Origin of the sequence: Paenarthrobacter ureafaciens (assembly GCF_004028095.1) — a bacterium.
Classification (GTDB): Bacteria; Actinomycetota; Actinomycetes; order Actinomycetales; family Micrococcaceae; genus Arthrobacter; species Arthrobacter ureafaciens.
On the sequence record NZ_SBHM01000006.1, the window covers coordinates 509,163 to 532,677 of the forward strand.

At 64.0% G+C, this 23,515-nt stretch carries 20 protein-coding genes; 10 read left to right on the forward strand and 10 right to left on the reverse strand.

The window, feature by feature from the left end:
- Nucleotides 1-31: 31 nt before the first annotated feature.
- The gene (locus tag AUR_RS03470; RefSeq protein WP_021471018.1) at nt 32-1,000 is read right to left on the reverse strand and encodes a GlxA family transcriptional regulator; all 969 of its coding nucleotides are present in this window, start codon (nt 998-1,000) and stop codon (nt 32-34) included.
- 81 nt (nt 1,001-1,081) lie between these two features.
- On the opposite strand from AUR_RS03470, the gene AUR_RS20230 reads away from it, so the two are divergent.
- The 3 genes from AUR_RS20230 to hrpA all read left to right on the forward strand — a co-directional run bounded on the left by AUR_RS20230 (nt 1,082) and on the right by hrpA (nt 6,407).
- Nucleotides 1,082-1,252 (forward strand): hypothetical protein, encoded by a 171-nt coding sequence (locus AUR_RS20230; RefSeq protein ID WP_164888656.1) that lies wholly within the window; start codon nt 1,082-1,084, stop codon nt 1,250-1,252.
- Between the two features lie 165 nt (nt 1,253-1,417).
- Nucleotides 1,418-2,410: a helix-turn-helix transcriptional regulator gene (locus AUR_RS03475; RefSeq protein ID WP_062097197.1), complete on the forward strand. Its 993-nt coding sequence runs from the start codon at nt 1,418-1,420 to the stop codon at nt 2,408-2,410.
- A 13-nt stretch (nt 2,411-2,423) separates the two neighbouring features.
- Complete coding sequence (gene hrpA / locus AUR_RS03480) at nt 2,424-6,407, forward strand: ATP-dependent RNA helicase HrpA (protein WP_062097199.1); 3,984 nt, start codon at nt 2,424-2,426, stop codon at nt 6,405-6,407.
- Between the two features lie 9 nt (nt 6,408-6,416).
- On the opposite strand, the gene AUR_RS03485 is transcribed toward hrpA, so the two are convergent.
- Genes AUR_RS03485 through AUR_RS03495 form a run of 3 tightly spaced genes read right to left on the reverse strand, consistent with a single transcriptional unit; the run spans nt 6,417 to nt 8,886 of the window.
- Entirely contained in the window at nt 6,417-6,845 is a 429-nt protein-coding gene (locus tag AUR_RS03485; protein WP_062097201.1) for an HIT family protein, read from the reverse strand.
- The gene (locus tag AUR_RS03490) at nt 6,842-7,996 is read right to left on the reverse strand and encodes an NAD(P)-dependent alcohol dehydrogenase (RefSeq protein WP_062097203.1); all 1,155 of its coding nucleotides are present in this window, start codon (nt 7,994-7,996) and stop codon (nt 6,842-6,844) included. Before AUR_RS03490 ends, AUR_RS03485 begins: the two co-directional genes overlap by 4 nt.
- Nucleotides 7,993-8,886 carry a sulfurtransferase gene (locus AUR_RS03495; protein ID WP_062099243.1) on the reverse strand — a complete coding sequence of 298 codons (894 nt, stop codon included), beginning with the start codon at nt 8,884-8,886 and terminating at the stop codon, nt 7,993-7,995. The genes AUR_RS03490 and AUR_RS03495 overlap by 4 nt, the downstream gene beginning before the upstream one ends.
- A gap of 107 nt (nt 8,887-8,993) precedes the next feature.
- Between AUR_RS03495 and AUR_RS03500 the strand changes: the two genes are divergently transcribed.
- Complete coding sequence (locus AUR_RS03500) at nt 8,994-10,076, forward strand: PLP-dependent cysteine synthase family protein (RefSeq protein ID WP_062097205.1); 1,083 nt, start codon at nt 8,994-8,996, stop codon at nt 10,074-10,076.
- Here the strand turns inward: AUR_RS03500 and AUR_RS03505 are convergent.
- Nucleotides 10,073-10,744: an MBL fold metallo-hydrolase gene (locus AUR_RS03505; RefSeq protein ID WP_062097207.1), complete on the reverse strand. Its 672-nt coding sequence runs from the start codon at nt 10,742-10,744 to the stop codon at nt 10,073-10,075. The genes AUR_RS03500 and AUR_RS03505 overlap by 4 nt on opposite strands.
- A gap of 92 nt (nt 10,745-10,836) precedes the next feature.
- Between AUR_RS03505 and AUR_RS03510 the strand changes: the two genes are divergently transcribed.
- Nucleotides 10,837-11,304: a Fur family transcriptional regulator gene (locus AUR_RS03510; RefSeq protein WP_062097209.1), complete on the forward strand. Its 468-nt coding sequence runs from the start codon at nt 10,837-10,839 to the stop codon at nt 11,302-11,304.
- 73 nt (nt 11,305-11,377) lie between these two features.
- Here AUR_RS03510 and AUR_RS03515 read toward each other — a convergent pair whose 3' ends face one another.
- From AUR_RS03515 to AUR_RS03535, 5 genes are all read right to left on the reverse strand, one after another.
- Entirely contained in the window at nt 11,378-12,268 is an 891-nt protein-coding gene (locus tag AUR_RS03515) for a metal ABC transporter permease (protein WP_062097210.1), read from the reverse strand.
- Nucleotides 12,268-13,101, reverse strand: a complete 834-nt coding sequence (locus AUR_RS03520; protein WP_170828549.1) for a metal ABC transporter ATP-binding protein — start codon at nt 13,099-13,101, stop codon at nt 12,268-12,270. The genes AUR_RS03515 and AUR_RS03520 overlap by 1 nt, the downstream gene beginning before the upstream one ends.
- Nucleotides 13,102-13,196: 95 nt before the next feature.
- A complete protein-coding gene (locus tag AUR_RS03525) occupies nt 13,197-14,195 on the reverse strand; it encodes a metal ABC transporter solute-binding protein, Zn/Mn family (RefSeq protein ID WP_062097212.1) in 999 nt (332 codons plus the stop codon).
- Nucleotides 14,196-14,285: 90 nt separating this feature from the next.
- The gene (locus tag AUR_RS03530; protein WP_021471031.1) at nt 14,286-15,359 is read right to left on the reverse strand and encodes a hemolysin family protein; all 1,074 of its coding nucleotides are present in this window, start codon (nt 15,357-15,359) and stop codon (nt 14,286-14,288) included.
- Nucleotides 15,356-16,708, reverse strand: coding sequence for a hemolysin family protein (locus tag AUR_RS03535; protein ID WP_062097213.1), 1,353 nt, complete (start codon nt 16,706-16,708; stop codon nt 15,356-15,358). Before AUR_RS03535 ends, AUR_RS03530 begins: the two co-directional genes overlap by 4 nt.
- A gap of 478 nt (nt 16,709-17,186) precedes the next feature.
- Here AUR_RS03535 and AUR_RS03540 point away from each other — a divergent pair, with 478 nt between their 5' ends.
- The 5 genes from AUR_RS03540 (at nt 17,187) to AUR_RS20805 (ending at nt 23,459) form a co-directional block, all read left to right on the forward strand.
- Entirely contained in the window at nt 17,187-20,987 is a 3,801-nt protein-coding gene (locus AUR_RS03540; RefSeq protein ID WP_062097215.1) for a multifunctional oxoglutarate decarboxylase/oxoglutarate dehydrogenase thiamine pyrophosphate-binding subunit/dihydrolipoyllysine-residue succinyltransferase subunit, read from the forward strand.
- A gap of 135 nt (nt 20,988-21,122) precedes the next feature.
- Nucleotides 21,123-21,722, forward strand: a complete 600-nt coding sequence (locus AUR_RS03545; protein WP_021471034.1) for a GDSL-type esterase/lipase family protein — start codon at nt 21,123-21,125, stop codon at nt 21,720-21,722.
- Nucleotides 21,723-21,819: 97 nt separating this feature from the next.
- Complete coding sequence (locus tag AUR_RS03550) at nt 21,820-22,668, forward strand: DUF4097 family beta strand repeat-containing protein (RefSeq protein WP_062097221.1); 849 nt, start codon at nt 21,820-21,822, stop codon at nt 22,666-22,668.
- Nucleotides 22,668-23,294: a PadR family transcriptional regulator gene (locus tag AUR_RS03555; RefSeq protein WP_062097223.1), complete on the forward strand. Its 627-nt coding sequence runs from the start codon at nt 22,668-22,670 to the stop codon at nt 23,292-23,294. The genes AUR_RS03550 and AUR_RS03555 overlap by 1 nt, the downstream gene beginning before the upstream one ends.
- Before the next feature lie 90 nt (nt 23,295-23,384).
- On the forward strand, nt 23,385-23,459 hold the full coding sequence (locus AUR_RS20805) for a 50S ribosomal protein bL37 (protein WP_369299106.1): 75 nt from the start codon (nt 23,385-23,387) through the stop codon (nt 23,457-23,459).
- Nucleotides 23,460-23,515: the final 56 nt, after the last annotated feature.

Consider the following 23,515-nt stretch of genomic DNA (forward strand, 5'->3'; position numbering starts at 1 on the left):
TGAATGGCCGGGCGCTTTGATCGGCCCCGGGTTAGACAACCCCTGCCAACTGGCCGCGGAAGGCCCTGCGATAGCTTTGCGGACTCGTGTCCAACACCTTGGCGAAGTGGTGCCGCAGCAGGACGGAATGGCCGAACCCTGCTTCGCGGGCAACTTCGTCGATATTCAACTCCGTGGTCTCCAACAGTTCCTGGGCCCGGAGAACCCTTTGGGAGTTGAGCCAGGCAGCGGGAGTGGCACCTGTCTCAGCCCTGAACTTACGGGCAAAAGTCCGCGGTGACATGTGGAGCCGTGCCGCGAGGTCATTGACACTGTGCTCCTGGTCAAGGTGTTGCACCATCCAGCGCAGGAGCGCCTCCATGGGCGCCGAACCGCACGTGGGCATGGGCCGGTCAATGAACTGCGCCTGGCCGCCGTCACGGTGCGGAGGAACCACCATGTCCCGGGCGATGGCCGCCGCAACGTTGGCGCCCAGCTCCACCCGGACCAGGTGCAGGCACGCGTCGATGCCGGCGGCCGTTCCCGCGCTGGTGATGATGTTCCCGTCCTGGACGTAAAGGACGTTCTCGTCCACCTTGGCCCCTGGGTACTTCGCAGCGAGCTCCTGCGAGTAGCGCCAGTGCGTGGTGCAACGGCGTCCTTCCAGGAGACCCGCTTTGGCCAGGGCGAACGCCCCCGAGCAGATCGACATCACCCAAGCACCGCGTGCCTGTGCCGCACGGAGCGCCTCATGGACGGACTCAGGAACATCGCGGTCCGCACCAAAGGGCGACATGATCACGAGGTCCGCATCAGCTGCCGCTTCCAAGCCCAGATTGACGTGCAGCGACAATCCGGATTTCATCCGCACATCGCCAGGCTCCGGCGCGCAGACCCTGAAATCAAACGCCGGGACCCCCGCTCCGCGGTCCGACCTGTCGATGCCGAAGACCTCGAATGCAGTCCCGAACTCAAAGAGTGAAAAGTTGGGAACCACGATCACTGCTACTGATTTCAACATATTTCCAGTGTGGCAGAAATTTGTTCTTTTGGGGCATTTCTGCCACTGTTTCTTGGTCCTCGCCAAGCGCAGGATTGAGTCATGGAAATCTTCGGAATCATCCTCTTCGTAGTCCTCGTTACCGCAGTCGCAGCGACCGTCAGCGCGCTGCTCCGGGACGGCCGCGGACACTATCCTCCGGTCAACTCCAAGGAGCCCTGGAGCGCCGTCGACGCTCCCAGCAGCCCCTACTGGAACCCGCGGATTTACTGACCTGCCGGCCGTCCCTGGCAACAGGTCACAGCCCGATCCACCCAACGCCCGCCATGGCCGGAGTACTGCAGACTTCCGGAAGGCGGGCGTTCCTATGTCCAGCGGCACCCCTAAGCGTGGGACGCCCTTGTGCGGGCCGGCGCGGCTTCGGCTAGATTCACGAGCATGATCCAAACCTCCGCCCGGCTCCTCCAACTCTTGTCCCTGTTGCAGGTGCGCCGCGAATGGACCGGGCCGGCGCTGGCTGAGCGCATGGGCGTCACGGAACGTACCGTGCGCCGGGATATCGAGAAGCTGCGGAACCTCGGCTATCCCATCCACGCCTCGCCCGGCATCGCGGGCGGCTACCAACTCGGCGCCGGTGCGCAACTGCCTCCACTGCTCCTTGACGACAATGAGGCATTGGCGGTTGCCCTTGGCCTGAACTCCGTTGCTGCCGGGCCGGTGGCCGGCATCGGCGAAGCCTCGGTGCGCGCCCTGACCAAGCTCGAGCAGGTGTTGCCCTCCCGGCTCCGTTCGAGGTTCGCCATGCTCAAGGGCGCCGTCACCGCGCTTCCCAGCAACGCCGCTTCCGTGGACCCCCAGCAGTTGACGGTCCTGTCCTCGGCGATTGCCGACCGCCGCCAGGTGTCCTTTGACTACGTCACGTCCGAGGGCGAATCGTCCAGCCGCTTGGTGGAACCGTACAGGCTGGTTGACACGGGACGCCGTTGGTACCTCGTAGCCTGGGACGTCGGGCGCGAGGACTGGCGAGCCTTCCGTGCAGACCGCATTGCCTCCCTGCCCAGCGAACGCAAGCGCTATGAACCTCGGCCGCTACCGGCTGAGGACTTGGCCGCCTATGTCCAGCAGTCGATCACCCGTTCGCCGTACAGGTTCGACGTCGTCGTGCGGCTGCATGCGCCGCTCGCCGAGGTTGCCGCCGTCGTCGGTCCGCACCTTGCTTCCCTTACGGCAGAAAGTCCCACCAGCACCATCCTTCGCGCCGGTTGGGACAACCTGGCCGCACCGGTAGCCCAGCTGGCAGCCCTGGACATGGATTTCGAGATCATCGAACCCGTCGAGTTCACATCGTTCGCCCTGCGCCTGTCCCGCCGGCTCAAAGCAGCGGCCGGGAACGTGACTGACGCCGCAGAGGACACTCTCCCCCGGCAGTAGACTGGCCTGAGCCATGACAATTCATATCTCCTACCCCGCTGAGCTGCCGGTATCCGAGCGCCGCGAGGATCTGATGGCGGCCATCGCCGCAAACCAGGTGACCATCATTGCCGGCGAGACCGGTTCGGGCAAAACCACCCAGATCCCCAAAATGTGCCTTGAACTGGGCTTGGGCGAGCAGGGCCTGATCGGTCACACACAGCCCAGGCGCCTCGCGGCCAGGACGGTTGCCGAACGCATCGCTTCCGAACTCGGCGTGGAGATCGGCCAGGAAGTGGGCTTCCAGGTCCGGTTCACCGGCGAGGTCAGTGCCGCCACCAAGGTCAAGCTGATGACCGACGGCATCCTGCTCGCGGAGATCCAGCGGGACAAGCTGTTGCGCAAATACAGCACGATCATCATTGACGAGGCCCATGAACGGAGCCTCAACATCGACTTCATTCTCGGCTACCTCAAGCGGATACTCCCCCAGCGGCCGGACCTGAAAGTCATCATCACCTCGGCAACCATCGATCCCGAACGCTTCGCGAGCCACTTTGGCACCGACACCGCCCCCGCCCCGATCATCGAGGTTTCCGGGCGGACGTATCCGGTCGAAATCCGCTACCGTCCCCTGTCCCAGCCGGCGAACCCCGATGCCGAAGAGTCGGACGACGAACTCGAAGAGGACCGGGATCCGCTGGATGCGGTCTGCGACGCCGTGGATGAACTCGCCCAAGAGGCTCCGGGAGACATCCTGGTCTTCTTCTCCGGCGAGCGCGAGATCCGCGATGCCGCCGAGGCCATCAACGGCCGTATCCAAAGCAACCGCCGCCTTGCCGGGACGGAAGTACTGCCGTTGTATGCGCGGTTGAGCCTGCAGGAACAGCACAGGGTTTTCAACCCCGGTGGCAAACGGCGCATCATCCTGGCCACGAACGTCGCCGAGACATCGCTGACAGTCCCCGGCATCAAGTACGTCATCGACACCGGAACAGCGCGAGTTTCCCGCTATTCGCACCGGACCAAGGTTCAACGCCTGCCGATCGAACGTGTTTCGCAGGCCTCGGCCAACCAGCGGTCCGGCCGCTGCGGGCGAGTGTCCGAAGGTATTGCCATCCGGCTCTACTCGGAAGAGGACTTCGAGTCCCGTCCGCAGTTCACGGACCCGGAGATCCTGCGGACCAACCTCGCCGCCGTCATCCTTCAGATGACCGCCATGGGCGTTGCCCGCAGCCCCAAGGATGTGGAGAACTTCCCGTTCGTGGAGCCTCCGGAGTCGCGGGCAATCAACGACGGCGTCACCCTCCTCCGCGAGCTGGGCGCCCTCAGCGTTGCCAAGCCCGAGGGACCTGCGGCCCCGTCAGCCGGAAAGCAAGGCAAGAACCGGGGCGGACGCGGCCCGGGCCGTGATGGCGGCGGCCTGACGGCCATCGGGCAAAAGCTTGCGCAGCTCCCGGTCGACCCCCGCCTTGGGCGCATGATCGTGGAGGCCGGCAAACGTGGATGCGTGCGCGAAGTCATGATCCTCGCAGCTGCCCTGACCATCCAGGATCCCCGCGAGCGCCCCACCGATAAGCAGCAGCTCGCGGCGGAAAAGCACGCCCGCTTCCGTGACGAGAACTCCGACTTCACCGGCTACCTGAATCTGTGGAACTACGTGCAGGAAAAGCAGCGGGAGTTGTCCTCCACGCAGTTCCGCAGGTTGTGCCGCACCGAGTTCATCAACTACCTGCGGGTCCGGGAGTGGCAAGACCTCTTCACCCAGCTTCGCCAGTTGGCGAAACCGTTGGGAATCACCCTCGACACCAAACGCGAGGCCGATCCCGTAGGCCACCACGACGATATCCACATCAGCTTGCTGTCGGGTCTGTTGAGCCACATCGGCGTCCTCGACGAGCGCAAGCGCGAATACGCCGGGGCCCGCGGCACCCGCTTCGCCATCTTCCCGGGATCGGCCTTGTTCAAGAAGTCGCCGGCTTTCGTCATGGCGGCCGAACTGGTGGAGACCAGCAGGCTATGGGCACGCGTCGCGGCGAAGTTCGATCCGTTGTGGGCAGAGCTCGTTGCCCCGCACCTGGTCAAACGCTCCTACAGCGAACCGCACTGGTCATCCCGCCAAGGCGCCGTTCTGGCCCATGAAAAAGTGACCCTTTACGGCGTGCCGATCATCCCGGACCGCAGGGTCAACTACGGCCGCATTGACCGCGAACTCTCGCGCGAGCTGTTCATCCGTCACGCCTTGGTTGAAGGTGAGTGGCGGACCCACCACAAGTTCTTCCACCGGAACCGCGCACTGCTCCAGGAAGTCGAAGAGCTGGAGACCCGCATGAGGCGGCGTGACATCCTGGTGGATGACCAGACGCTCTTTGAGTTCTACGATGCCCGGGTGGGTCCGGACGTTGTGTCCGAGCGCCATTTCGACAAGTGGTGGAAAGAGGCCCGCCAGGCCGATCCCGCGCTGTTGGACTTCGACGAATCGCTCCTCATGAACGAGGACGCCGAGGGCCTCGACGAATCCGCGTATCCCAAGGTATGGCGCCACAAAGGCTTCGAACTGCCGCTGAGCTACGAGTTCCACCCTGTGGCACCGGGATCGGCGCCCAACCCCTCCGACGGCGTCACCGCCGAGGTTCCGGTCCTGTTCCTGAACCAAATGGATGATGCCCCCTTCCGTTGGCAGATCCCCGGCCAACGCGTGGACCTGGTCACTGCCTTGATCAAGTCCCTTCCCAAGCAGATCCGCAAGAACTTCGTCCCGGCTCCGGATGTCGCCCGGCAGGCCACTGCCGCGTTGGAGAAGGACTTTGATCCCGCCACGGACGAACTTGAGCCATCCCTTGAGCTGGTTCTGCGCCGGCTGCGTGGCCACATCATTCCGCCCGGTTCCTGGAACTGGGATGCCGTCCCCCAGCACCTCCGCGTGAGCTTCAAGGTAGTGGACAGCAGGGGCAAAGTGCTGGGCGAGGGCAAAAACCTTGCCCAACTGCAGGAGACCCTGGCGCCGGCAACCCGGCGTGCCATCGCAGAATCACTTGGAGCCACGCCCGCCAGCACCCGCAAAGCGAAGGTGCCGGAGACGCCGCTGGAGAACACCCCGCACGGCAATCATGCAGGGGCAGGTGCGGCCGCCGGTGACGGAGTAGTTGCCGAGCGTTCGGGTATCACCGAGTGGGACTTCGGAACCGTTGAACGGCAGGTCACCCGCACCGTCAAAGGCCACGCAGTGACCGGCTTCCCGGCAGTGGTGGACGAGGGAAAGTCGGTGGCCTTGCGGGTGTTCCAAACCCGGCAGGAACAGGAAGCTGCCATGCGTGGCGGCGTCATCCGGCTCCTGGCACTGCGCATCCCGTCCCCGGACCGATACGTGCTGGAGCACCTCAGCAACACCGAGAAGTTGACGTTCAGCCAAAACCCGCATGGTTCCGTGAGTGCGCTGATCGCCGACTGCGCCCTGGCCGCCATTGACAAGCTGACTCCCGCGGAACTTCCGTGGGACCGAACTGCTTTCGATGCCTTGTACGAACTGGTCCGCGCGGAACTGATCGATACCGTCTTCACGGTGACGGCCGTCGTCGAACGCATCCTCTCCAGTACCCGCAGGATCCAGAAGCAGCTTAAGGCCAGTACCAGCCTGCCGTTGATCAGCGCGCTCAACGACATGAAGAGCCAACTGGAGCAGTTGGTCTACCCCGGCTTTGTGGCACAGACGGGCTACGCCCAGCTGAGCCAGCTGCCCCGCTACCTGCAGGCCATGGAGAAGCGGTTGGACAAGCTGCCCGGCAATGTGCAGCGCGATGCCCTCAACATGGCAGTCATCCAAGGCCTCGAGGACGATTACGACGACGCCGTGGCGGCATTGACGCCCGGCCGTCGGGTGGGGCCGGAGTTAACCCGGGTGCGCTGGATGATCGAGGAGCTGAGGGTGAGCCTGTTCGCCGTGGAATTGGGGACCGCCTACTCGGTCTCCGAGAAACGGATCCGGACGGTCCTGAACCAGGCCCTGGCACCGGCCTAGCCGCCGGACTCAGTCCTCCGGCACGAACCCGGCATGGCCGGCAGAACGGAGTGCCGCCCGAAGCTTCACGGCTGTTGCGTCCATGACCGCCGGATCCGGGTTGTGGTCCACATTGTGCACCTCGAAGTCGGCCATCGAATATGCCGGCCAGACGTGGACGTGCAGGTGGTCCACTTCAAAGCCCTCCATGAGCACGCCTACACGCTTGGCGTCGTAGAGGTCTTCCTGGACCTTGCCGATCTTCTGGGCCACGTCCATGACCTTGCCCAGCAGTTCGGGGCTTGCATGGGTCCACGAATCCACTTCTTCCCGCGGTACCACCAGGGTGTGGCCGGGGGTGATGGGCGCGATGGTCAGGAAGGCAACTACGTCACTGTCCTTCCACACGAAACGCCCGGGGATTTCTCCGTTGATGATCCTGGTGAACAGCGTGCTCATGCGTCAGCCCTTTCCGATGGTTCCTGAAGAGTGGAGGTGTCCAGGACAAAACGGTATTTCACGTCGCCGGCCACCATGCGGTCGTATGCCTGGTTGAGTCCGGTGGCTTCAACGATCTCGATGTCACTGGCCACGCCATGCTCGGCGCAGAAATCGAGCATCTCCTGGGTTTCCGCGATGCCCCCGATGAGGGATCCCGCGTAGGCGAGGCGCCGGCGGATGAGCTGGCCGGGGCTGACGGGAGGCATGTCCTCAGCCGGCAGGCCCAGCTGGAACAGTGCTCCCTCCAAGCGCAGGGTGCGGAAATAGGGATTGAGGTCGTGCGGGGCCGCGACGGTGTCGATGATGACGTCGATGCTCCTGTCGGCGGCCTCCATTGCCTCCGGGTCCTTCGAAAGCACCACACGGTCCGCCCCGAGTTCACGGGCGGCCTCGAATTTGGATTCCGAGGTGGTGAACACGGTGACCTCGGCGCCCATGGCCTTGGCGATCTTGACGGCCATGTGCCCCAATCCGCCAAGCCCTACGACGCCGACGGAATCGCCCTCTTCCACCTCGAAGTATCGCAAGGGCGAGTAGGTGGTGATGCCGGCGCACAGCAAGGGGGCGGCTGCGGCGGGGTCGAGCGCCTCGGGAATGCGGAGCACGAAGCGGCGGTCAACCACTACCAGTGTTGAGTATCCGCCTTGCGTCACGGCATCGCCGTTGCGGGGATCCTTCGCACCGTAAGTGCCCACGTTGCCGCGTTCGCAATACTGTTCAAGGCCCTCAAGGCAGCTTTCGCATTCCCGGCAGGAGTCCACGAGGCAGCCAACGCCCACACGGTCGCCGGGAGCGAAATCAGCCACGGCGGAACCCACCCGGGTCACCCGGCCAACAATTTCGTGGCCTGGTACCAACGGGTAGTGCGGCACCCGCCATTCGGCGCGGGTGGCGTGGACGTCGGAATGGCAGAGGCCGCAGAACTCAATGGCGATCTCGACATCGTCGTCCTTGGGCGCCCGCCTGGCAACGGTCAGGGGTACCAATCCGCTCTCCGGCGAGGTAGCCCCGTACGCGGCTGCCAGGGCCCCGCCTACCGGCGCGGCCCCGCTTTCCTCGACGGTGATCGGCTTGGCAAGGGGCGGGGGTACAGGTCGTCCAGGGGTCATGGTTCGACGCTACTCCCGGAAACGCGGCTAGTGCCACTTGGGCCCGCTCCGTCGAAGGGCTCGGCGCCCACTGCCACGGGATTCGCTCCGTTATTGGACCACTGGGAGAACGAGCCGGGGAACAGGGCTGCCTCGAAGCCGGCGATGCCCAGTGCCGCTATTTCGTGCGCTGCCGTCACCCCGGAACCGCAGTAGACGGCAACCTTCGCGCCCTCGGTGACACCCAGGCTGCCGAAGCGTCGCCGCAGTTCCCCGGCCGGCAGGAAGCGTCCGGCGTCGTCCACGTTGGCGGTGGTTGGTGCGCTGACAGCGCCGGGAATGTGCCCTGCCCGCGGATCGATCGGCTCAACCTCGCCCCGGTAGCGTTCACTGGCGCGGGCATCGAGGAGAATCCGGTCACCGTGCCACGCCGCGGCCTCACGCTCGGAGATGGTGGGCAAGAGGCCCTCGCCCAAAGAGACGTTTCCGACGGCGGCGGACACCTCGCCTGTCTCCTCCGGGTAACCTGCCGCGCGCCAGGCGGCCAGTCCGCCGTCGAGCAGGTACACCTCCTCAAGGCCCGCATTCCGCAGCATCCACCAAGCGCGCGCCGCCGCCATGCTGCCGCTGTTGTCGTACGCGACCACTGTGTCGCCGTCGTTGATTCCCCAGCTGCGGGCAGCTTCCTGGAAGCGGGCCGTGGACGGAAGGGGGTGCCGGCCCCGGTCCGGCTTCGCGTGGTCGGCCAACTGGGACGGGAGGTCCACGAAGACAGCTCCGGGCAGGTGCCCGGACAGATATTCCTCATGCCCGTCGGTCCGGCCCAGCACCCAGCGCACGTCCAGCAGCACAAGCCGCTCCCCCGCCGCGAGTCGTCTGTTCACTTCGGCTGCGTCCATGAGGATGGCCATCAGTTCTCCCTTGCTTGCGTCCTTGCCGTTGCTCCGCACCCAGCCTAGTGCGGCAGCCCGGCTGCCTCCTTCCAGAGCCTGCCGGGCCGCGCCGGTAGTCTTGTCCGGTGAGCAATTCAGGCATTCAGGACAGGGCATGGGCCCACGAGGCCATCCGGAAGATCGAGGCGGAGAACAACCGCTCCGCGGACACCCACCTCTACGCGGTGCCGCTCCCCGAACACTGGGGCGTGGACCTCTATCTCAAAGATGAATCCACGCACCGCTCCGGCAGCCTGAAGCACCGCCTGGCACGCTCGCTGTTCCTCTATGGCTTGGTCAATGGCTGGATCACCGAGGGAACCACCATCGTCGAAGCATCCAGCGGAAGCACCGCCGTGTCCGAGGCATACTTCGCGCGCCTGATCGGCCTGCCCTTCATCGCCGTCATGACTAAAACCACCAGTCCGGAGAAGATCGCGTTGATCGAAGATTTCGGGGGTGCCTGCCTGTTGGTGGATCACGCCTCGGAAGTCTACGCAGTGGCCGAGGAGACCGCCCGCACCTCCGGCGGCTACTACATGGACCAGTTCACCTTCGCCGAGCGGGCCACGGACTGGCGCGGCAACAACAACATCGCCGAATCGATCTTCCAGCAGCTGGCGCTGGAACGGCACCCCGTGCCTGAATGGATCGTGGTGGGCGCCGGCACGGGAGGAACCAGTGCGACGATCGGCCGCTACCTCCGCTATAACCGGCACAGCACACGGCTTGCCGTGGTGGATCCGGAGAATTCGGCGTTCTACCCTGCCTGGCTCGACGGGGACTGCGGATCCGCCAGCGGGCTGCCCTCACGGATCGAAGGAATCGGACGTCCGCGCGCGGAACCCAGCTTTGTTCCGGCGGTGATCGACCACATGATCCAAGTACCGGATGCCGCTTCGATTGCCGCCATGCGGCATCTGGCGAAGCTCGCAGGCCTTCATGCCGGGCCATCCACGGGAACCAACCTGTGGGGGGTCTGGCAGCTGATCGCCGGGATGGTCGCCGAGGGACGGCGCGGCAGCATCGTGTCATTGATGTGCGACTCAGGTGAGCGGTACGCGGGCAGCTATTACGACGCCGGCTGGCTGGCACGGCAGGGCCTGGAACCTGCCGGTTATGAGCAGGTGCTGGACAACTTTATCGACACCGGGACGTGGAACGGCTAAATCTCCACGGTCTGCCGGGGCGCGAGGCTGGAATACGTCGTGCCGTAGCGGGCGCCAAACCGTGTCACATGCCCCTCCACCAAGCCACGGCCCACCTCATTGAGCAACCCGTCATGGACCGGGTAGGCCTGCGGGGCCCGGACGGAGATGACAAAGTCCACCACCTCGCCCACCTTCGACCACGGAGCGTGGATCGGAACGAGGAGGGTTTTGACCTGGATGCCGTCCGGCACCACGAAGGAATCACCGGGGTGGAACACATTGCCGTCAATGAGGTAGCCGATGTTGGCCACCACGGGGATCTGCCCGTGGATCAGGGCATGCTGCCCCCCGAATGTCTTGACATCAAACCCGGCAATGTCCACAGCCGAGCCCGGGTCCACGGCCCGAACGCGCTCCTCTACGGAGTCAACCGATGCCTCAGCGGCTGCCTTGGTGAGGGTCCGCGCCACCCCCTCCGGTGCATGGACCACCAGGCGTTCGTTCATCGTCAGCGCCTCCAACAGCACGGCCTGGTCGATGTGGTCCGGGTGTTCGTGGGTGACCAGTACGGCCTGCGCGCCTTCCAAGGCCTCCTTCGATTCCGAATAAATACCGGGATCGATGACCAGGACGTTCCCGTCTTTCTCCAGGCGGACACAGGCGTGGGTGTACTTGGTGAGCTTCATGGTCACAGCCTAGGGGCGGCCGTAGAACGATTCCAAGCACCCCCTGCGGTAAAATCAGGGTTGGCCAGCACCCCAGGGAAGTGAGTTTTTCAATGCCACAGGGCACCCAATCCGCCACCGGTGGCAGGTCAACACCCACTACCGGGGGCGTCAAGGAACAACGTGTCACCAAGCAGCGACTCGCCGTCAGCGCCGCCTTGGATGAACTGGATGACTTCGTCAGCACGCAGGAGCTGTACCGGCTGCTCCAAAACAAGGGCATCTCGGTATCGCTGGCCACGGCCTACCGGATCCTGCAGTCGCTGGCAGACGACGGCCTGATCGACGTGCTCCGTAATGGCGACGGCGAGGCCGTATACCGGCGCTGCGCCGTTACCGGCCACCATCACCATCTGCTGTGCCGCAACTGCGGCAAGGCCGTGGAGGTGGAGGCTCCCGCCGTGGAGACCTGGGCCGCCAGGACCGCGGCGGAACACGGGTTCACCGAAGTGGCGCACACCGTGGAGATTTTCGGGCTCTGCCCGGAATGCACGGCCCGGAAGGCCGCCGGGACACTCTAGTCCGGCGGGACACTCCAGTCCGGCGGGTCACTACGCGGCTGCCGGGACACTCCAGTCCGGCGGGAAACTGTACCTAGACGGCGCGTGCAGGCTGGTCCCGCGACACCCTGCCGTTGAGGCCGCGGTTGGCCCGGACCCGGCCGATCACCCGGCACACCACGTAGATCAGGAATGACAAGGTTGTGACGTAAGGGCTGATGGGGATGCGGCTGCCCAGCGCCAGGAGAATTCCGCCCACCGTGGCCGTGAGTGCGAAGAGGACACTCAGGAGGACAATCAGCTTGGGCGACGTCGTTACCCTCAGCGCTGCGGCCGCCGGCGTAATCAGCAGGGCCAGCACCAGCAAGGCTCCCACGATCTGGATGGACAGTGCCACGGTGATGCCCAACAACACCATGAAGCCGATGGCGAGCCCGCGCACCGGGACTCCGCGGGCCTCTGCCATTTCAGGATCCACGCTCGCAAAGCCCAGGGGACGCCAGATCAGAACCAGGGCAGCCATGACCACAACCGCCGTTCCCGCCAGGGTCTGGAGCTGGACGGTATCCACGGACACTATCTGGCCCGTGAGCAGTCCGAACTTGTTGGCGGCACGTCCCTCATAGAGGGCCAGGAAAAGAATTCCCAGGCCCAGGCCGAACGGCATGATGACGCCGATGGTCGAGTTTTTGTCCCTGGCCCTGACGCCCAAGAAGCCCAGTAGAACCGCCGCTGCCACCGAGCCCACCAGGGAGCCCAGGATGATGTCGGCTCCGATGAGCAACGCAAAAGCAGCACCGGCAAAGGACAACTCCGAAATGCCGTGGACCGCGAAGGCGAGATCGCGCTTCATCACGAACGTGCCCACCAGGCCGCCGAGCAGGCCCAGGACCGCTCCGGCCCAGATGGAGTTCTGGACCAGTGCCAGCAGTTCGCCGTAATTCTCGAAATTGAAGATGGTCTGCAGGATGCCATCGAGGTCCATCAGAACTCCTCCCCGGCAGCTGTGTGCGCATCGTCGTGGAAGTGCGTGGTGGCGTCCGGAAGCCCGACGACGACGAATCTGCCGTTGGTCTGGATGACCTCCACGTGGCTGTTGTACAGATCGGAGAGCACGTCGGTTGTCATGACTTCCTGCGGGGTGCCTACGCGGAAACGTCCACCGGCCAGGTAGAGGACACGATCCACGTAGTCGATCACGGGGTTGATTTCGTGCGTCACGAACACCACGGCGCTGTTCCTCTTGTGGCACTGCTCATTAATAAGGGCACTCACGCCCTGCTGGTGGTTCAGGTCCAGCGAGAGCAGCGGCTCATCACACAGCAGCACAGCGGGATCGGTGGCCAGCGCCTGGGCAACGCGCAGGCGCTGCTGCTCCCCGCCGGACAATTGCCCCACGGGGACCTTGGCGTAGTCGGAGGCCCCGACGAGTTCCAGCAGTTCATCAACGCGCCGATTGACTTTTCCGGAGCCCAGCCGGACTCCCCAGCGGTGGCCGTCGATGCCCAGGGCTACCAGGTCCCTGGCACGTAGCGGGGTATCGGCAGCAAAAGATTTTTGCTGCGGAATGTACCCGATGGTGCGGCTCCCGCGCTCCACGGGGCGTCCGCCAAGGGTCACCGTTCCGGACTGCAGTTCCTGGAGTCCGAGGAGGACCTTGAGGAAGCTGGTCTTACCGCTTCCGTTCGGCCCCAGGACCGCGAAGAACTCGCCGGGGCTGATGTCGAGGTCAAGGCCCTTCCAGAGTGTCCGCTTGCCGAACTGAAGGCTCGCTTCGCGGAGGCTCACTACCGGTGTCAAAAGTTGTCCTCGATCCATGCGCATCCTGGGTGGGCGCAACTCAGTCAGTGGTGGGCAGTTTGCCTGGCGGCATCTGTCCTGGACGGACAGCCACCTGATTATCTTAGGCGATGCTATTTCGCCAGTGCGGCCGACATTGCCTCAACGTTGGCGGTCATCCACTGGAGGTAGTCCTTGCCCTCGGGAACGGTCTCGGTGAAGTCAACCACCGGCACGCCCGCAGCTTCGGCAGCCTTCTTCACGGACTCGGTCTGTGGACCTTCCGTTTGGCCGTTGTAGGCCAGCAGGCGGACTCCGGCCACGATGTCTGTGGTTTCCTTCAGGACGGAAGCGGGCACATCCGTCCCCTCTTCCACCGCCGAGCTGTAGGCCTCGGGCGTCTTGTTGACCAGCCCTGCGGCTTCAAGGAGGTACAGGGGAACGGGCTCCGTGATGGCTACCGGGGCGCCCTGTTGACTGGCTTTCAATGACTCCAGCTTTCCAGCCAACTCCGAAAGGCCGGTTTTGAAGCCGGCGGCGTTGTCTTTGAAGGTGGGAGCAGAAGCGGCATCCAAGGCACTGAGCTTCTCCGCCACCTTGTCCGCGAGCTTGCCCATGGCGCCCAGGCTGTACCAAACGTGCTCGTTGAACTCGCCGTGGTCGTGGCCATGGCCGTCTTCAGCGTGTGCGTCCTCGCTGTGGTTCTCCCCTTCGGGAGCCAGCCCGGATACTTCCACTGCGCTGACGATGTTTTCGTGGCCGATGTTGGTGTCGTCGGCGATTTTGTGGAGGAATCCGTCATAGCCTCCTCCGTTTTCCACGACGAGCTGCGCCTTGGAGACCACCAGCTTGTCTTGGGCGCTGGCTTCGTAGGAGTGGGGGTCCTGGCTCGTCTTGGTGATGATCGCCTTCACGTCCACCCTGTCACCGCCTACGGCTTTGACGATCTCCCCGTAGACATTGGTGGAAGTCACCACGTGCAGGACACCGGACGACGCCGACGGCGACTCCCCGCCGCCGCCCGCACCGGTACTTCCGGAGCAGGACGCAAGGGCCAGGGCAGCGATGGCGGAAACAGCGGCAACGGACAGACGGGCGGCGTAGCGACGCACGGAAACCTCGGATCTACTCATTCGAGAATGGGGCACAACAACAAATGGATGTGTCCAGTGTAGCTGCTAATAGGAATGATTCCTATTTAGAAAACAGGGATGCTGAATCCCTTACTGCTGCGGGTGCGGTCCGCCCAGCCTCCGGATGCCCGTGGCCTGCGTAGCGTCCCGGATCTCGCCCACGAGCTGCTCAATGACATCTTCAAGGAAGAGGACACCTTGGATATTCCCCTTGGGGCCAACCACGCGGGCCAAATGGGAGCCCGTCCGCTGCATCACGGACATGGCCCTTTCGATTTCGTCATCGGGCGAGAGGTTGGCAAAGGAACGGATGCGCCCCTCGGCAATGGGGTGCCTGCGCCCTTCCTCCGGGATGGACAGGATGTCCTTGACGTGCAGGTACCCGGCGAGTTCGCCGTCGTCGTCCACCATCGGGAAGCGCGAGAAGCCGGTACGGCTGACCGCTTTTTCCAACTCCACGGGAGTGGACGAGGTCTTGAGCATCACCAGCTTGTCCAGGGGCACCATGATGCTGGAAGCGGTGTGTTCGGAGAACTCAAGCGCGCCGGTCAGCAAACCGGCTTGGTCATCCACCAGGCCGTGCCTGGTGGACTCCTGCACGATCGACTGCACTTCCTCCAAGGTAAAGGAAGAGGAAACCTCGTCCTTGGGCTCGATCCGCATCAGGCGCAGGATGTGGTTGGCGAGCCAGTTCAAGGTCCAGATCACGGGCTTGACCATCCTGGCGATGAACACCAGCGGCGGCGCCAGCAGCAGTGCTGCCTTGTCCGCCACGGACACCGAAATGTTCTTCGGCACCATTTCGCCGAAGGTCACGTGCAGGAAAGTCACGAACAACAAGGCGATCCCAAAAGCGATCACATCGGCCAGTTCGACCGGAACACCCACCACTTCCAAGGGCCCGGCCAGCAGGTGGTGGATGGCCGGCTCTGCCACCTGCAGGATCAACAGCGAGCACACCGTGATGCCTAGCTGTGCGCAAGCAAGCATGAGAGACACGTTTTCCATGGCGAGCAGGGTAGTTTGAGCGCGCTTGGAGCCGCTTTCGGCCAGCGGCTCGATCTGGCTGCGGCGCGCGGACATGACGGCGAACTCGGCGCCGACAAAGAAGGCGTTGCCGATCAGAAGGACAACGAGCCACATGATGCCAACCCAATCGTTCACAGGGCACCTGCCTCATGGTTGCGCTCGTCGGTCCCCGCCGGGTTGTCCTGCGGTTCAGCTATGTGATGGAAACAGATCCTGTCGATCCTTCGACCATCCATCCTCGTGACCGTCAGCGTTCCGCCGTCGACCTCCACAGTGTCTCCCACCGTGGCGATGCGTCCCAGCTTGCTCATGACGTAGCCGCCAACGGTCTCGTAGGCCGATTCGTCAGGAACTTTCAGCCCAGGAATCTGCTCCGAGACTTCGTCCGGCCGCAGGAGACCGGGAAAATACCAATCCCCCGAAGCGCTCTGCAGCAATCCCGGACGAACCTTGTCATGTTCATCGGCAACCTCGCCCACAATTTCCTCCACCAGGTCCTCCAAGGTGGCGATTCCGGCCGTGCCGCCGTATTCGTCAAGGACCACCGCAAGTTGGAGGTTGCCCTCCCGCAGTTCGGCCAGCAGGGAGTCGAGGTGGATGGTCTCAGGGACACGCAGGACGTCGGTCATGATCGCACCGGCCTCCAGTTTGCCGCGGCGGTCGGCCGGGACAGCTACCGCCTTCTTGATGTGGACAACCCCACGGATGTCATCCGCTGAATCGCCGATCACGGGGAAGCGCGAATAGCCGGTCCGCCGGGCGGCATCCAGAATGTCCGACACGGGCTGGTCGGCGTCGATCGTCTCCATCCGGATACGCGGGGTCATGACATCCGCCGCGGTCCTGCCGGAGAAGTTCAGCGTTCGGGCCACGAAGTTCGCCGTACCTGCGTCAAGTGTTCCCAGTTCGGCTGACCGGCGGACCAGGGAAGCGAGCTCCGCGGGCGTCCGCGCTCCGGAGATCTCCTCCTTCGCTTCCAGGCCGAAGACGTTGAGGACCTTGTTCGAGAAGCCGTTCAACACCACAATGGCCGGCTTGAAGACCGCGGTGAAGACCAGTTGCGCAGGGGCAAGGCGCTTGCCCAAAGGAAACGCGAGGGCTATGGCCATGTTCTTGGGCACTAGCTCACCCAGGAGCATGGACAGAAGCGTGGCCAGCGCCATGGCCACAACCAACGCTACGGAGGCAGCGACTTCCGGGCTCAGGCCCAGCAGTGCCAGCGGTCCGCTCAGGAGATGACCCACGGAAGGCTCCATGACGAAACCCGTCAGCAAAGTGGTGAGCGTGATGCCCAGTTGGCAGCTGGACAGCTGCGTGGACAGAGACTTGAGGCATTTAAGAAGGGCTGCGGCGGCGTGGTCGCCGTCGTCCACGGCCCGCTGCACGCTGGCTTGGTCAAGCGCTACCAGGGAAAACTCGACGGCCACGAAGAAGCCGGTCCCCAGGATCAAGGCAAAACCGGCCAGGAGGAGAATCCATTCCATCTACCGCATCCCTCCACGGAGCGCGGACCTGAATACGGTCAGCGCATTGGCGGGGTGAGGGTCCGGCGGAGGTTGGTCGGGCGCAGCAGGAGACGACTCTGCGGGTCCACCGGCAGGGGCCGCCGGTTCATGATGGGCATGTGAACGGGTGCTGCCGGCGTGCTGGGTACGGTGTGCGGAGGTGCCGTCCAGGCTCCCCCGGCAGTACCCAGGCCGGCACCTGGATTTACTGTCCATAAGGGTTTTAGTCTACAGCCCGGGAAGCCGCGGGACCCGCGCTCCTTCCCGCAATCACAGGTGCCTGAGCATCGCTCACGAAAGCCGACATGATTTAGGTCACCACTATTGGCAGTTAACCAATGATCCTAACTAGACTGGCAAAGGTCTGAGTTCGCGGGACGCGGACCCTGGCACATCGTTGCGGAACAGCAACTGTGGCCAGCGGGAAAATAACACTCATGGAAGAGGCGTATTTCAAGTGCCAGAGCAGCCCAGCCACCGTCTACCAGAGGAATTTGGCGGAAACGAGTGGCTCGTTGACGAACTGTACGAGCGGTACCAGCAGGACAAGAATTCGGTTGACGCCAAATGGTGGCCGCTTTTCGAGTCCTTCAATACCAGCGAGGGCACTTCTTCCAACGGAAATTCTGCAGCCGCCACGGCTGCCAATCCCCCTACCCAAGTACTTCCCGTAGTTGCCCCGGCTGCAGCGGCTCCGGCACCGGCGCCGGCCGCGCCCAAGGCTGCTCCTGCCCCTGCTGCTGCCGCTCCGGCACCGGCACCGGCGAAGAAAGAACCGGCCACGGTTGCCAGGGACGGGGCAAAGAAGCCCACCGGCGGCAACGCGGCACAGCCGATCCCGGCCCAGCTGCCCAAGAACACCAAGGCGCCCACGGCGCCGGAAGAGGACGTCGTTTCAGTCCTCCGCGGCCCCGCAAAGGCCATCGCCTCCAACATGGTCACCAGCCTCGAAGTGCCCACCGCCACCAGCGTGCGGGCAGTACCGGCCAAGTTGCTCATTGACAACCGCGTAGTCATCAACTCCAACCTTGCCCGCGCCCGCGGCGGCAAGGTGTCCTTCACGCACCTCATTGGCTACGCCGTGGTCCGCGCGCTTTCCCAGTTCCCGTCGATGAACGTCTACTACGACGAAATCGATGGCAAGCCCAGCGCAGTCCAGCCCGCCCACGTCAACTTCGGCATCGCCATTGACATGCCCAAGCCCGACGGCACCCGCCTCCTGATGGTTCCCAACATCAAGAAGGCGGAGACAATGGACTTCGCGGAGTTCTGGCACACCTATGAGGACCTCATCAAGCGTGCCCGGAACGGCAAGCTCACCGCCGACGACCACGCCGGCACCACCGTGTCCCTCACCAATCCCGGCGGCATCGGCACTGTCCACTCGGTTCCCCGCCTCTCCAAGGGCCAGGCTGCGATCATCGGCGTCGGCGCGCTCGACTACCCGGCCGAGTTCCAGGGCGCGAGCGAGAAGATCATCGCCCAGAACGCCATCAGCAAGATCCTCACGCTGACCTCCACCTACGACCACCGCGTCATCCAGGGTGCAGGCAGCGGCGAGTTCCTCAAGCTGGTCCACCAGCTCCTCCTGGGCGCCCAGAACTTCTACGACGAGATCTTCGAAGCGCTGCGCATTCCGTACGAACCCGTCCGCTGGAGCCCGGACCTCCAGGTTGATCCGGCAGACGAAATCAACAAGGTTGCCCGGATCCAGCAGCTCATCCACTCCTACCGGGTCCGCGGCCACCTGATGGCCGACACCGATCCCCTGGAGTACGTCCAGCGCAAGCACCCGGACCTTGACGTCCTCACCTACGGGCTGACCCTGTGGGACCTGGACCGCGAATGGCCCACGGGCGGTTTCGGCGGCAAGCCGCAGCTGAAGTTCCGTGACATCCTCGGCGTCCTTCGCGACGCTTACTGCCGCACCACCGGCATCGAGTACATGCACATCCAGGAACCTGCCGAGCGCAAGTGGTTCCAGGACGAACTGGAGCACCCCTACTCCAAGCCCAGCCGCGAAGAACAGCTGCGCATCGTCTCCAAGCTCAATGCCGCAGAGGCTTTCGAAACCTTCCTGCAGACCAAGTTCGTCGGCCAGAAGCGGTTCTCGCTTGAAGGCGGCGAGTCCCTGATTCCGCTGCTGGACGCCATCATCTCCGATGCTGCCGACGACGGACTGGACGAGGTGGCCATCGGTATGGCGCACCGCGGCCGCCTGAACGTGCTGACCAACATCGCCGGCAAGACCTACGCCCAGGTGTTCCGTGAGTTCGAAGGCACCCAGGATCCGCGCTCCGTGCAGGGTTCCGGCGACGTCAAGTACCACTTGGGTACCGAAGGCACCTTCACCTCGGACAACGGCAAGCAGACCAAGGTGTACCTGGCGGCCAACCCGTCCCACCTTGAAGCCGTCGACCCGGTCCTGGAAGGCATTGTCCGCGCGAAGCAGGACCGCCTGGACCAGGGCGAGTCCTTCCCCGTCCTGCCCATCATGGTCCACGGCGACGCCGCCTTTGCAGGCCAGGGTGTTGTTGCTGAGACCCTCAACCTCTCCCAGCTCCGCGGCTACCGCACCGGCGGCACGATCCACGTGATCGTGAACAACCAGGTGGGCTTCACTACGGCTCCGTCCTCCTCGCGCTCGTCCACGTACTCCACGGACGTCGCGAAGATGATCCAGGCACCGGTCTTCCACGTGAACGGTGACGATCCCGAGGCTGTTGTCCGCGTGGCGCAGCTGGCGTACCAGTTCCGCCAGCGCTTCCACAAGGACGTCGTCATCGACATGGTCTGCTACCGCCGTCGTGGGCACAACGAGGGCGACGACCCCTCGATGACGCAGCCGCTGATGTACAACCTCATCGAGGCCAAGCGCTCCGTCCGCAAGCTGTACACCGAATCCCTGATCGGCCGTGGCGACATCACCGAGGAAGAAGCCGAGCAGTTGCTCCGCGACTACCAGGAGCGCCTGGAGCGGGTCTTCGCGGAGACGCATGCAGCGCAGACCTCGCCTATCCCGATCATCACTGCGGACTCTGCAGCTGTATCGGACATCGAGCGTCCCATTGCCCAGCAGGCGGACTTTGGCACCAACTCCCCCGCGTCCACGGCCATCTCGGCCGAAACCCTTGCACGGATCGGCAAGGCCCACGTGGAGATCCCCGATGGCTTCACCGTGCACTCCAAGCTCAAGCAGCTGCTGGAGAAGCGCGAGCAGATGTCCCGTGAGGGCGGCATCGATTGGGGCTTTGGCGAGATCGCAGCCTTTGGATCGCTCATCATGGAAGGCGTTCCCGTCCGCCTGGCCGGCCAGGACTCGCGCCGTGGCACGTTCGTCCAGCGCCACGCAGTCTTCCACGACCGCGCCAACGGCAACGAGTGGCTGCCCCTGGCGAACCTCTCTGACGACCAAGCCAAGCTGTGGATCTACGACTCCCTCCTGTCCGAATACGCAGCCATGGGCTTCGAATACGGATACTCCGTGGAGCGTCCGGATGCCCTGGTGCTGTGGGAGGCGCAGTTCGGCGACTTCGTCAACGGTGCGCAGACCATCATTGACGAGTTCATCTCCTCGGCAGAGCAGAAGTGGGGCCAGCGTTCTTCCCTGGTCCTGATGCTGCCGCACGGCTATGAAGGCCAGGGCCCGGACCACTCCTCGGCCCGTATTGAGCGCTTCCTGCAGCTGTGCGCTGAGGACAACATGATCGTCGCGAATCCGACGACGTCCGCATCGCACTTCCACCTGCTCCGCCGCCAGGCCTACAGCCGGCCCCGCAAGCCGCTGATCATCTTCACCCCGAAGCAGTTGCTGCGCCTCAAGGGCGCCGCGTCCGCCGTCGAGGACTTCACCACCGGTGCATTCCGGCCGGTCATCGGCGAGCACGAGCTCCAGCCGGCCAATGTGGACCGCGTAGTCCTGGTGTCCGGCCGCTTGTACTACGACCTCCTGTCGAACCGCCAGAAGTCCGGCGACACCTCCACTGCGATCATCCGCGTGGAGCAGCTCTACCCGCTGCCCATGGCTGAGATCGAAGCTGAGCTCGCCAAATACCCGAACGCCGATGTCGTGTGGGCACAGGATGAGCCTGCCAACCAGGGTCCGTGGCCGTTCATGGGCCTGAACCTGGCACCGCAGCTGGAACGCAAGGTCCGCCTGGTGTCGCGTCCGGCATCGGCTTCCACCGCGGCCGGTTCCATGAAGCGTCACGCCGCTGAACAGGATGCCCTGATCAAGCAAGTGTTCGAACGTCAGTAGAAGGAAACCTGCCCGGCCCGAGGCGCCTTGTGCGTCTCAGGCCGGGCAGTTCTGTTTAATGGGACAGATACCCGGTTCGCAAACCGGCGCCGTCGTAAGCCGGGCATGGACCGTAACGAGTGTGAAGAGGTAACCGTGGAAGACAGGAAGCTGCGCATAGCAGCCGTGGGAGACGAACTGCTGGCGGGGCTCGGTGACCCGCGTGCTTTGGGCTGGTTGGGCCGGGTCCTGGCGCGTACGCCGCAGGAGGCGGTTGCGGTTGAGTCCTTCGCGCTCCCCTGCCCCATGGAGGGCACTGAGGGCCTGGCGGCGCGGTGGCAGGATGAGGCCGGACGGCGGTTCAGCGATACCCACGAGAACCGGCTGGTCATCGGCCTCTCGGGACGGGACCTTGAGTTCGGTCTTTCCACAGCCCGCAGCCGCCTGAACCTGGCGAACATCCTTGACGGTGCGTCGCACAGCGGGGTGGAAGTCTTCGTGGTTGGTCCCCCGCCCACGCTTGATCCGGCACGCAACAAGCGCCTGGCCGAGTTGAACACCGCCTTCGCTGACGTGACCACCCGGCGGAACCATCACTACGTGGACACGTTCTCCCCGCTGCTAAATCATGAGCAATGGCGTACCGACCTCGCAGCAAACGGAGGCACGCCCGGACAGGCCGGCTATGGATTGATCGCCTGGCTCGTGTTGCACCGCGGGTGGTTCCAGTGGCTTAACATCGCGCAGCCCGAGTAGGCGGTCTCCCGGCTCCGGCCCCGGCAACCATTGCCATCCGCCAAATCGCGATATATCGTGTTTTCATCAAACGCGATATATCGCAATTGGAGGGATCATGTCAGACGAGTTATGGACCGTGACCGGCCCGCAAACCATCGAGGTGGACGACGTCCGGTCGCTCAAGCTTGGAATCGTGAAAGGCCGCTTCGACGTGGTGACCCACGATCAGCCGTTCGTCCGGATCGAGGTGAGCGAAATCAGCGGGGATCCCCTCACCATAACCCTGGTCAACGGCCGCTTGGAGATCAGGCACCAGCTCCAAGGACCGCAGGGTTGGTTCCGTAACCTGATGGGGACCGTCAACAACACCAGCACCAATTCGGTGATAGTCGGCGTAGCGCTGCCTCCCGGAGTGGACGTAGAGGCCGGAACGGTCAGCGGTGACGGACTGGTGGCAGGCATCAGCGGCCGCATCCGGCTCAATACGGTCTCCGGATCGGTCATGGCCGACGGCACCAATGGAGAACTGCACGTCAACACCGTCAGCGGCGAAGTCATCGCCAGAAACCACGACGGCGTCCTGACCGCCAAGAGCGTTTCCGGTGAAGTAACCGCCTCGGGCACGTTCTCGAACGTCCGTGCATCCACCGTCAGCGGGGACCTCACCTTTGAGCTCCAGGATTTCACTAACGATTTCGGGGCCAATTCCGTCTCCGGTGACCTCACCATCCGGCTGCCGCACGACGTCGGGCTTGACGTCGTGGCCAAGTCGGCCAGCGGCTCTGTGGTCATTGATGACCGCCTGTACGCGCAGCCGGGAAGCAACGTCCATACCATTGTGGGCCCTGACGAGAAGCTTATGCTGTTGCGCACCAACACCGTCTCCGGCAAGACGTACATCATGCACGCCCCCGCGCCTGCTCCGGAAACCGACAGCCCGGTGTCCGGCGGAACGGGGCTCTGATGCCTCCGGTCTTCGCCCACGGGGCGCTCAGGCTTTACCTGCTGGCGCTGCTCGAGTCCGCGCCGAAACACGGCTACGAACTCATCAAGGCACTCGGCGAACGGTTCGGTGGAACCTATTCACCCAGCGCCGGAACCATCTATCCGCGGTTGGCCAAGCTGGAGGAGGAAGGCCTGGTGGCCACCGAATCAGAGGGCAGGCGGACCACATACTCCATCACTGACGCGGGCCGTGCCGAACTTGACCGCAGACGCCAGGAACTGGCCGACGTCGAGGAGACCATCTCCGCCTCCGTCCGGAGGCTGGCTGACGGACTGAGGGCTGATATCCGGAGCAACATGCGCGGACTCAGGGCTGATCTTGCCGCTACTGCCGAGGCGGCACGAACCACTGCGCGAACCTCTGCACGCACCCCGACCGCCGGCGAAAGCACGTACGCCTACTCCCCCGAGGGACAGCGGATCCTCAAGGAAGCCGAACTGATGGTCCAGTCCTTCCGCGATGACATCCGGATGGAGCTGCGGAAACAAGGCGCGGCGCATCCCTTGTCACCGATGGCTCTGGAGACAGTCCGGACTGTCCTGGACCAAGCCCGCATCTCCATCCGGAACTCGCTTCGAAGCTGAGTCCGGACTTCCCGGTTCGCGAGGCCCTGCCCGGATGTGCGAAACTGGAGGGCAGCTTTATTGTGAATCAATCATTGAAGGAGGCCAGCTATGAGCAAGCGTGCACGTAAGCGTCGTGACCGTAAGCGCGGCGGCGCAAACCACGGCAAGCGCCCCAACACCTAAGCCAGAGGCTTGGAGTCAAGGCTTAAAGCAAAGGCCCCGGAAACCATGCGGTTTCC

Coding starts and splice junctions, on each gene's coding strand:
- AUR_RS03515 (WP_062097210.1), bottom strand. CDS start 12,268: ATGGACCTCGATGGCATCCTGCAGACCATCTTCAATTTCGAGAATTAC.
- AUR_RS03470 (WP_021471018.1), bottom strand. CDS start 1,000: ATGTTGAAATCAGTAGCAGTGATCGTGGTTCCCAACTTTTCACTCTTT.
- AUR_RS03550 (WP_062097221.1), top strand. CDS start 21,820: ATGTCAGACGAGTTATGGACCGTGACCGGCCCGCAAACCATCGAGGTG.
- AUR_RS03535 (WP_062097213.1), bottom strand. CDS start 16,708: ATGGAATGGATTCTCCTCCTGGCCGGTTTTGCCTTGATCCTGGGGACC.
- AUR_RS03485 (WP_062097201.1), bottom strand. CDS start 6,845: ATGAGCACGCTGTTCACCAGGATCATCAACGGAGAAATCCCCGGGCGT.
- AUR_RS03510 (WP_062097209.1), top strand. CDS start 10,837: ATGCCACAGGGCACCCAATCCGCCACCGGTGGCAGGTCAACACCCACT.
- AUR_RS03525 (WP_062097212.1), bottom strand. CDS start 14,195: ATGAGTAGATCCGAGGTTTCCGTGCGTCGCTACGCCGCCCGTCTGTCC.
- hrpA (WP_062097199.1), top strand. CDS start 2,424: ATGACAATTCATATCTCCTACCCCGCTGAGCTGCCGGTATCCGAGCGC.
- AUR_RS03490 (WP_062097203.1), bottom strand. CDS start 7,996: ATGACCCCTGGACGACCTGTACCCCCGCCCCTTGCCAAGCCGATCACC.
- AUR_RS03555 (WP_062097223.1), top strand. CDS start 22,668: ATGCCTCCGGTCTTCGCCCACGGGGCGCTCAGGCTTTACCTGCTGGCG.
- AUR_RS03495 (WP_062099243.1), bottom strand. CDS start 8,886: ATGGCCATCCTCATGGACGCAGCCGAAGTGAACAGACGACTCGCGGCG.
- AUR_RS03505 (WP_062097207.1), bottom strand. CDS start 10,744: ATGAAGCTCACCAAGTACACCCACGCCTGTGTCCGCCTGGAGAAAGAC.
- AUR_RS03520 (WP_170828549.1), bottom strand. CDS start 13,101: ATGGATCGAGGACAACTTTTGACACCGGTAGTGAGCCTCCGCGAAGCG.
- AUR_RS20230 (WP_164888656.1), top strand. CDS start 1,082: ATGGAAATCTTCGGAATCATCCTCTTCGTAGTCCTCGTTACCGCAGTC.
- AUR_RS03475 (WP_062097197.1), top strand. CDS start 1,418: ATGATCCAAACCTCCGCCCGGCTCCTCCAACTCTTGTCCCTGTTGCAG.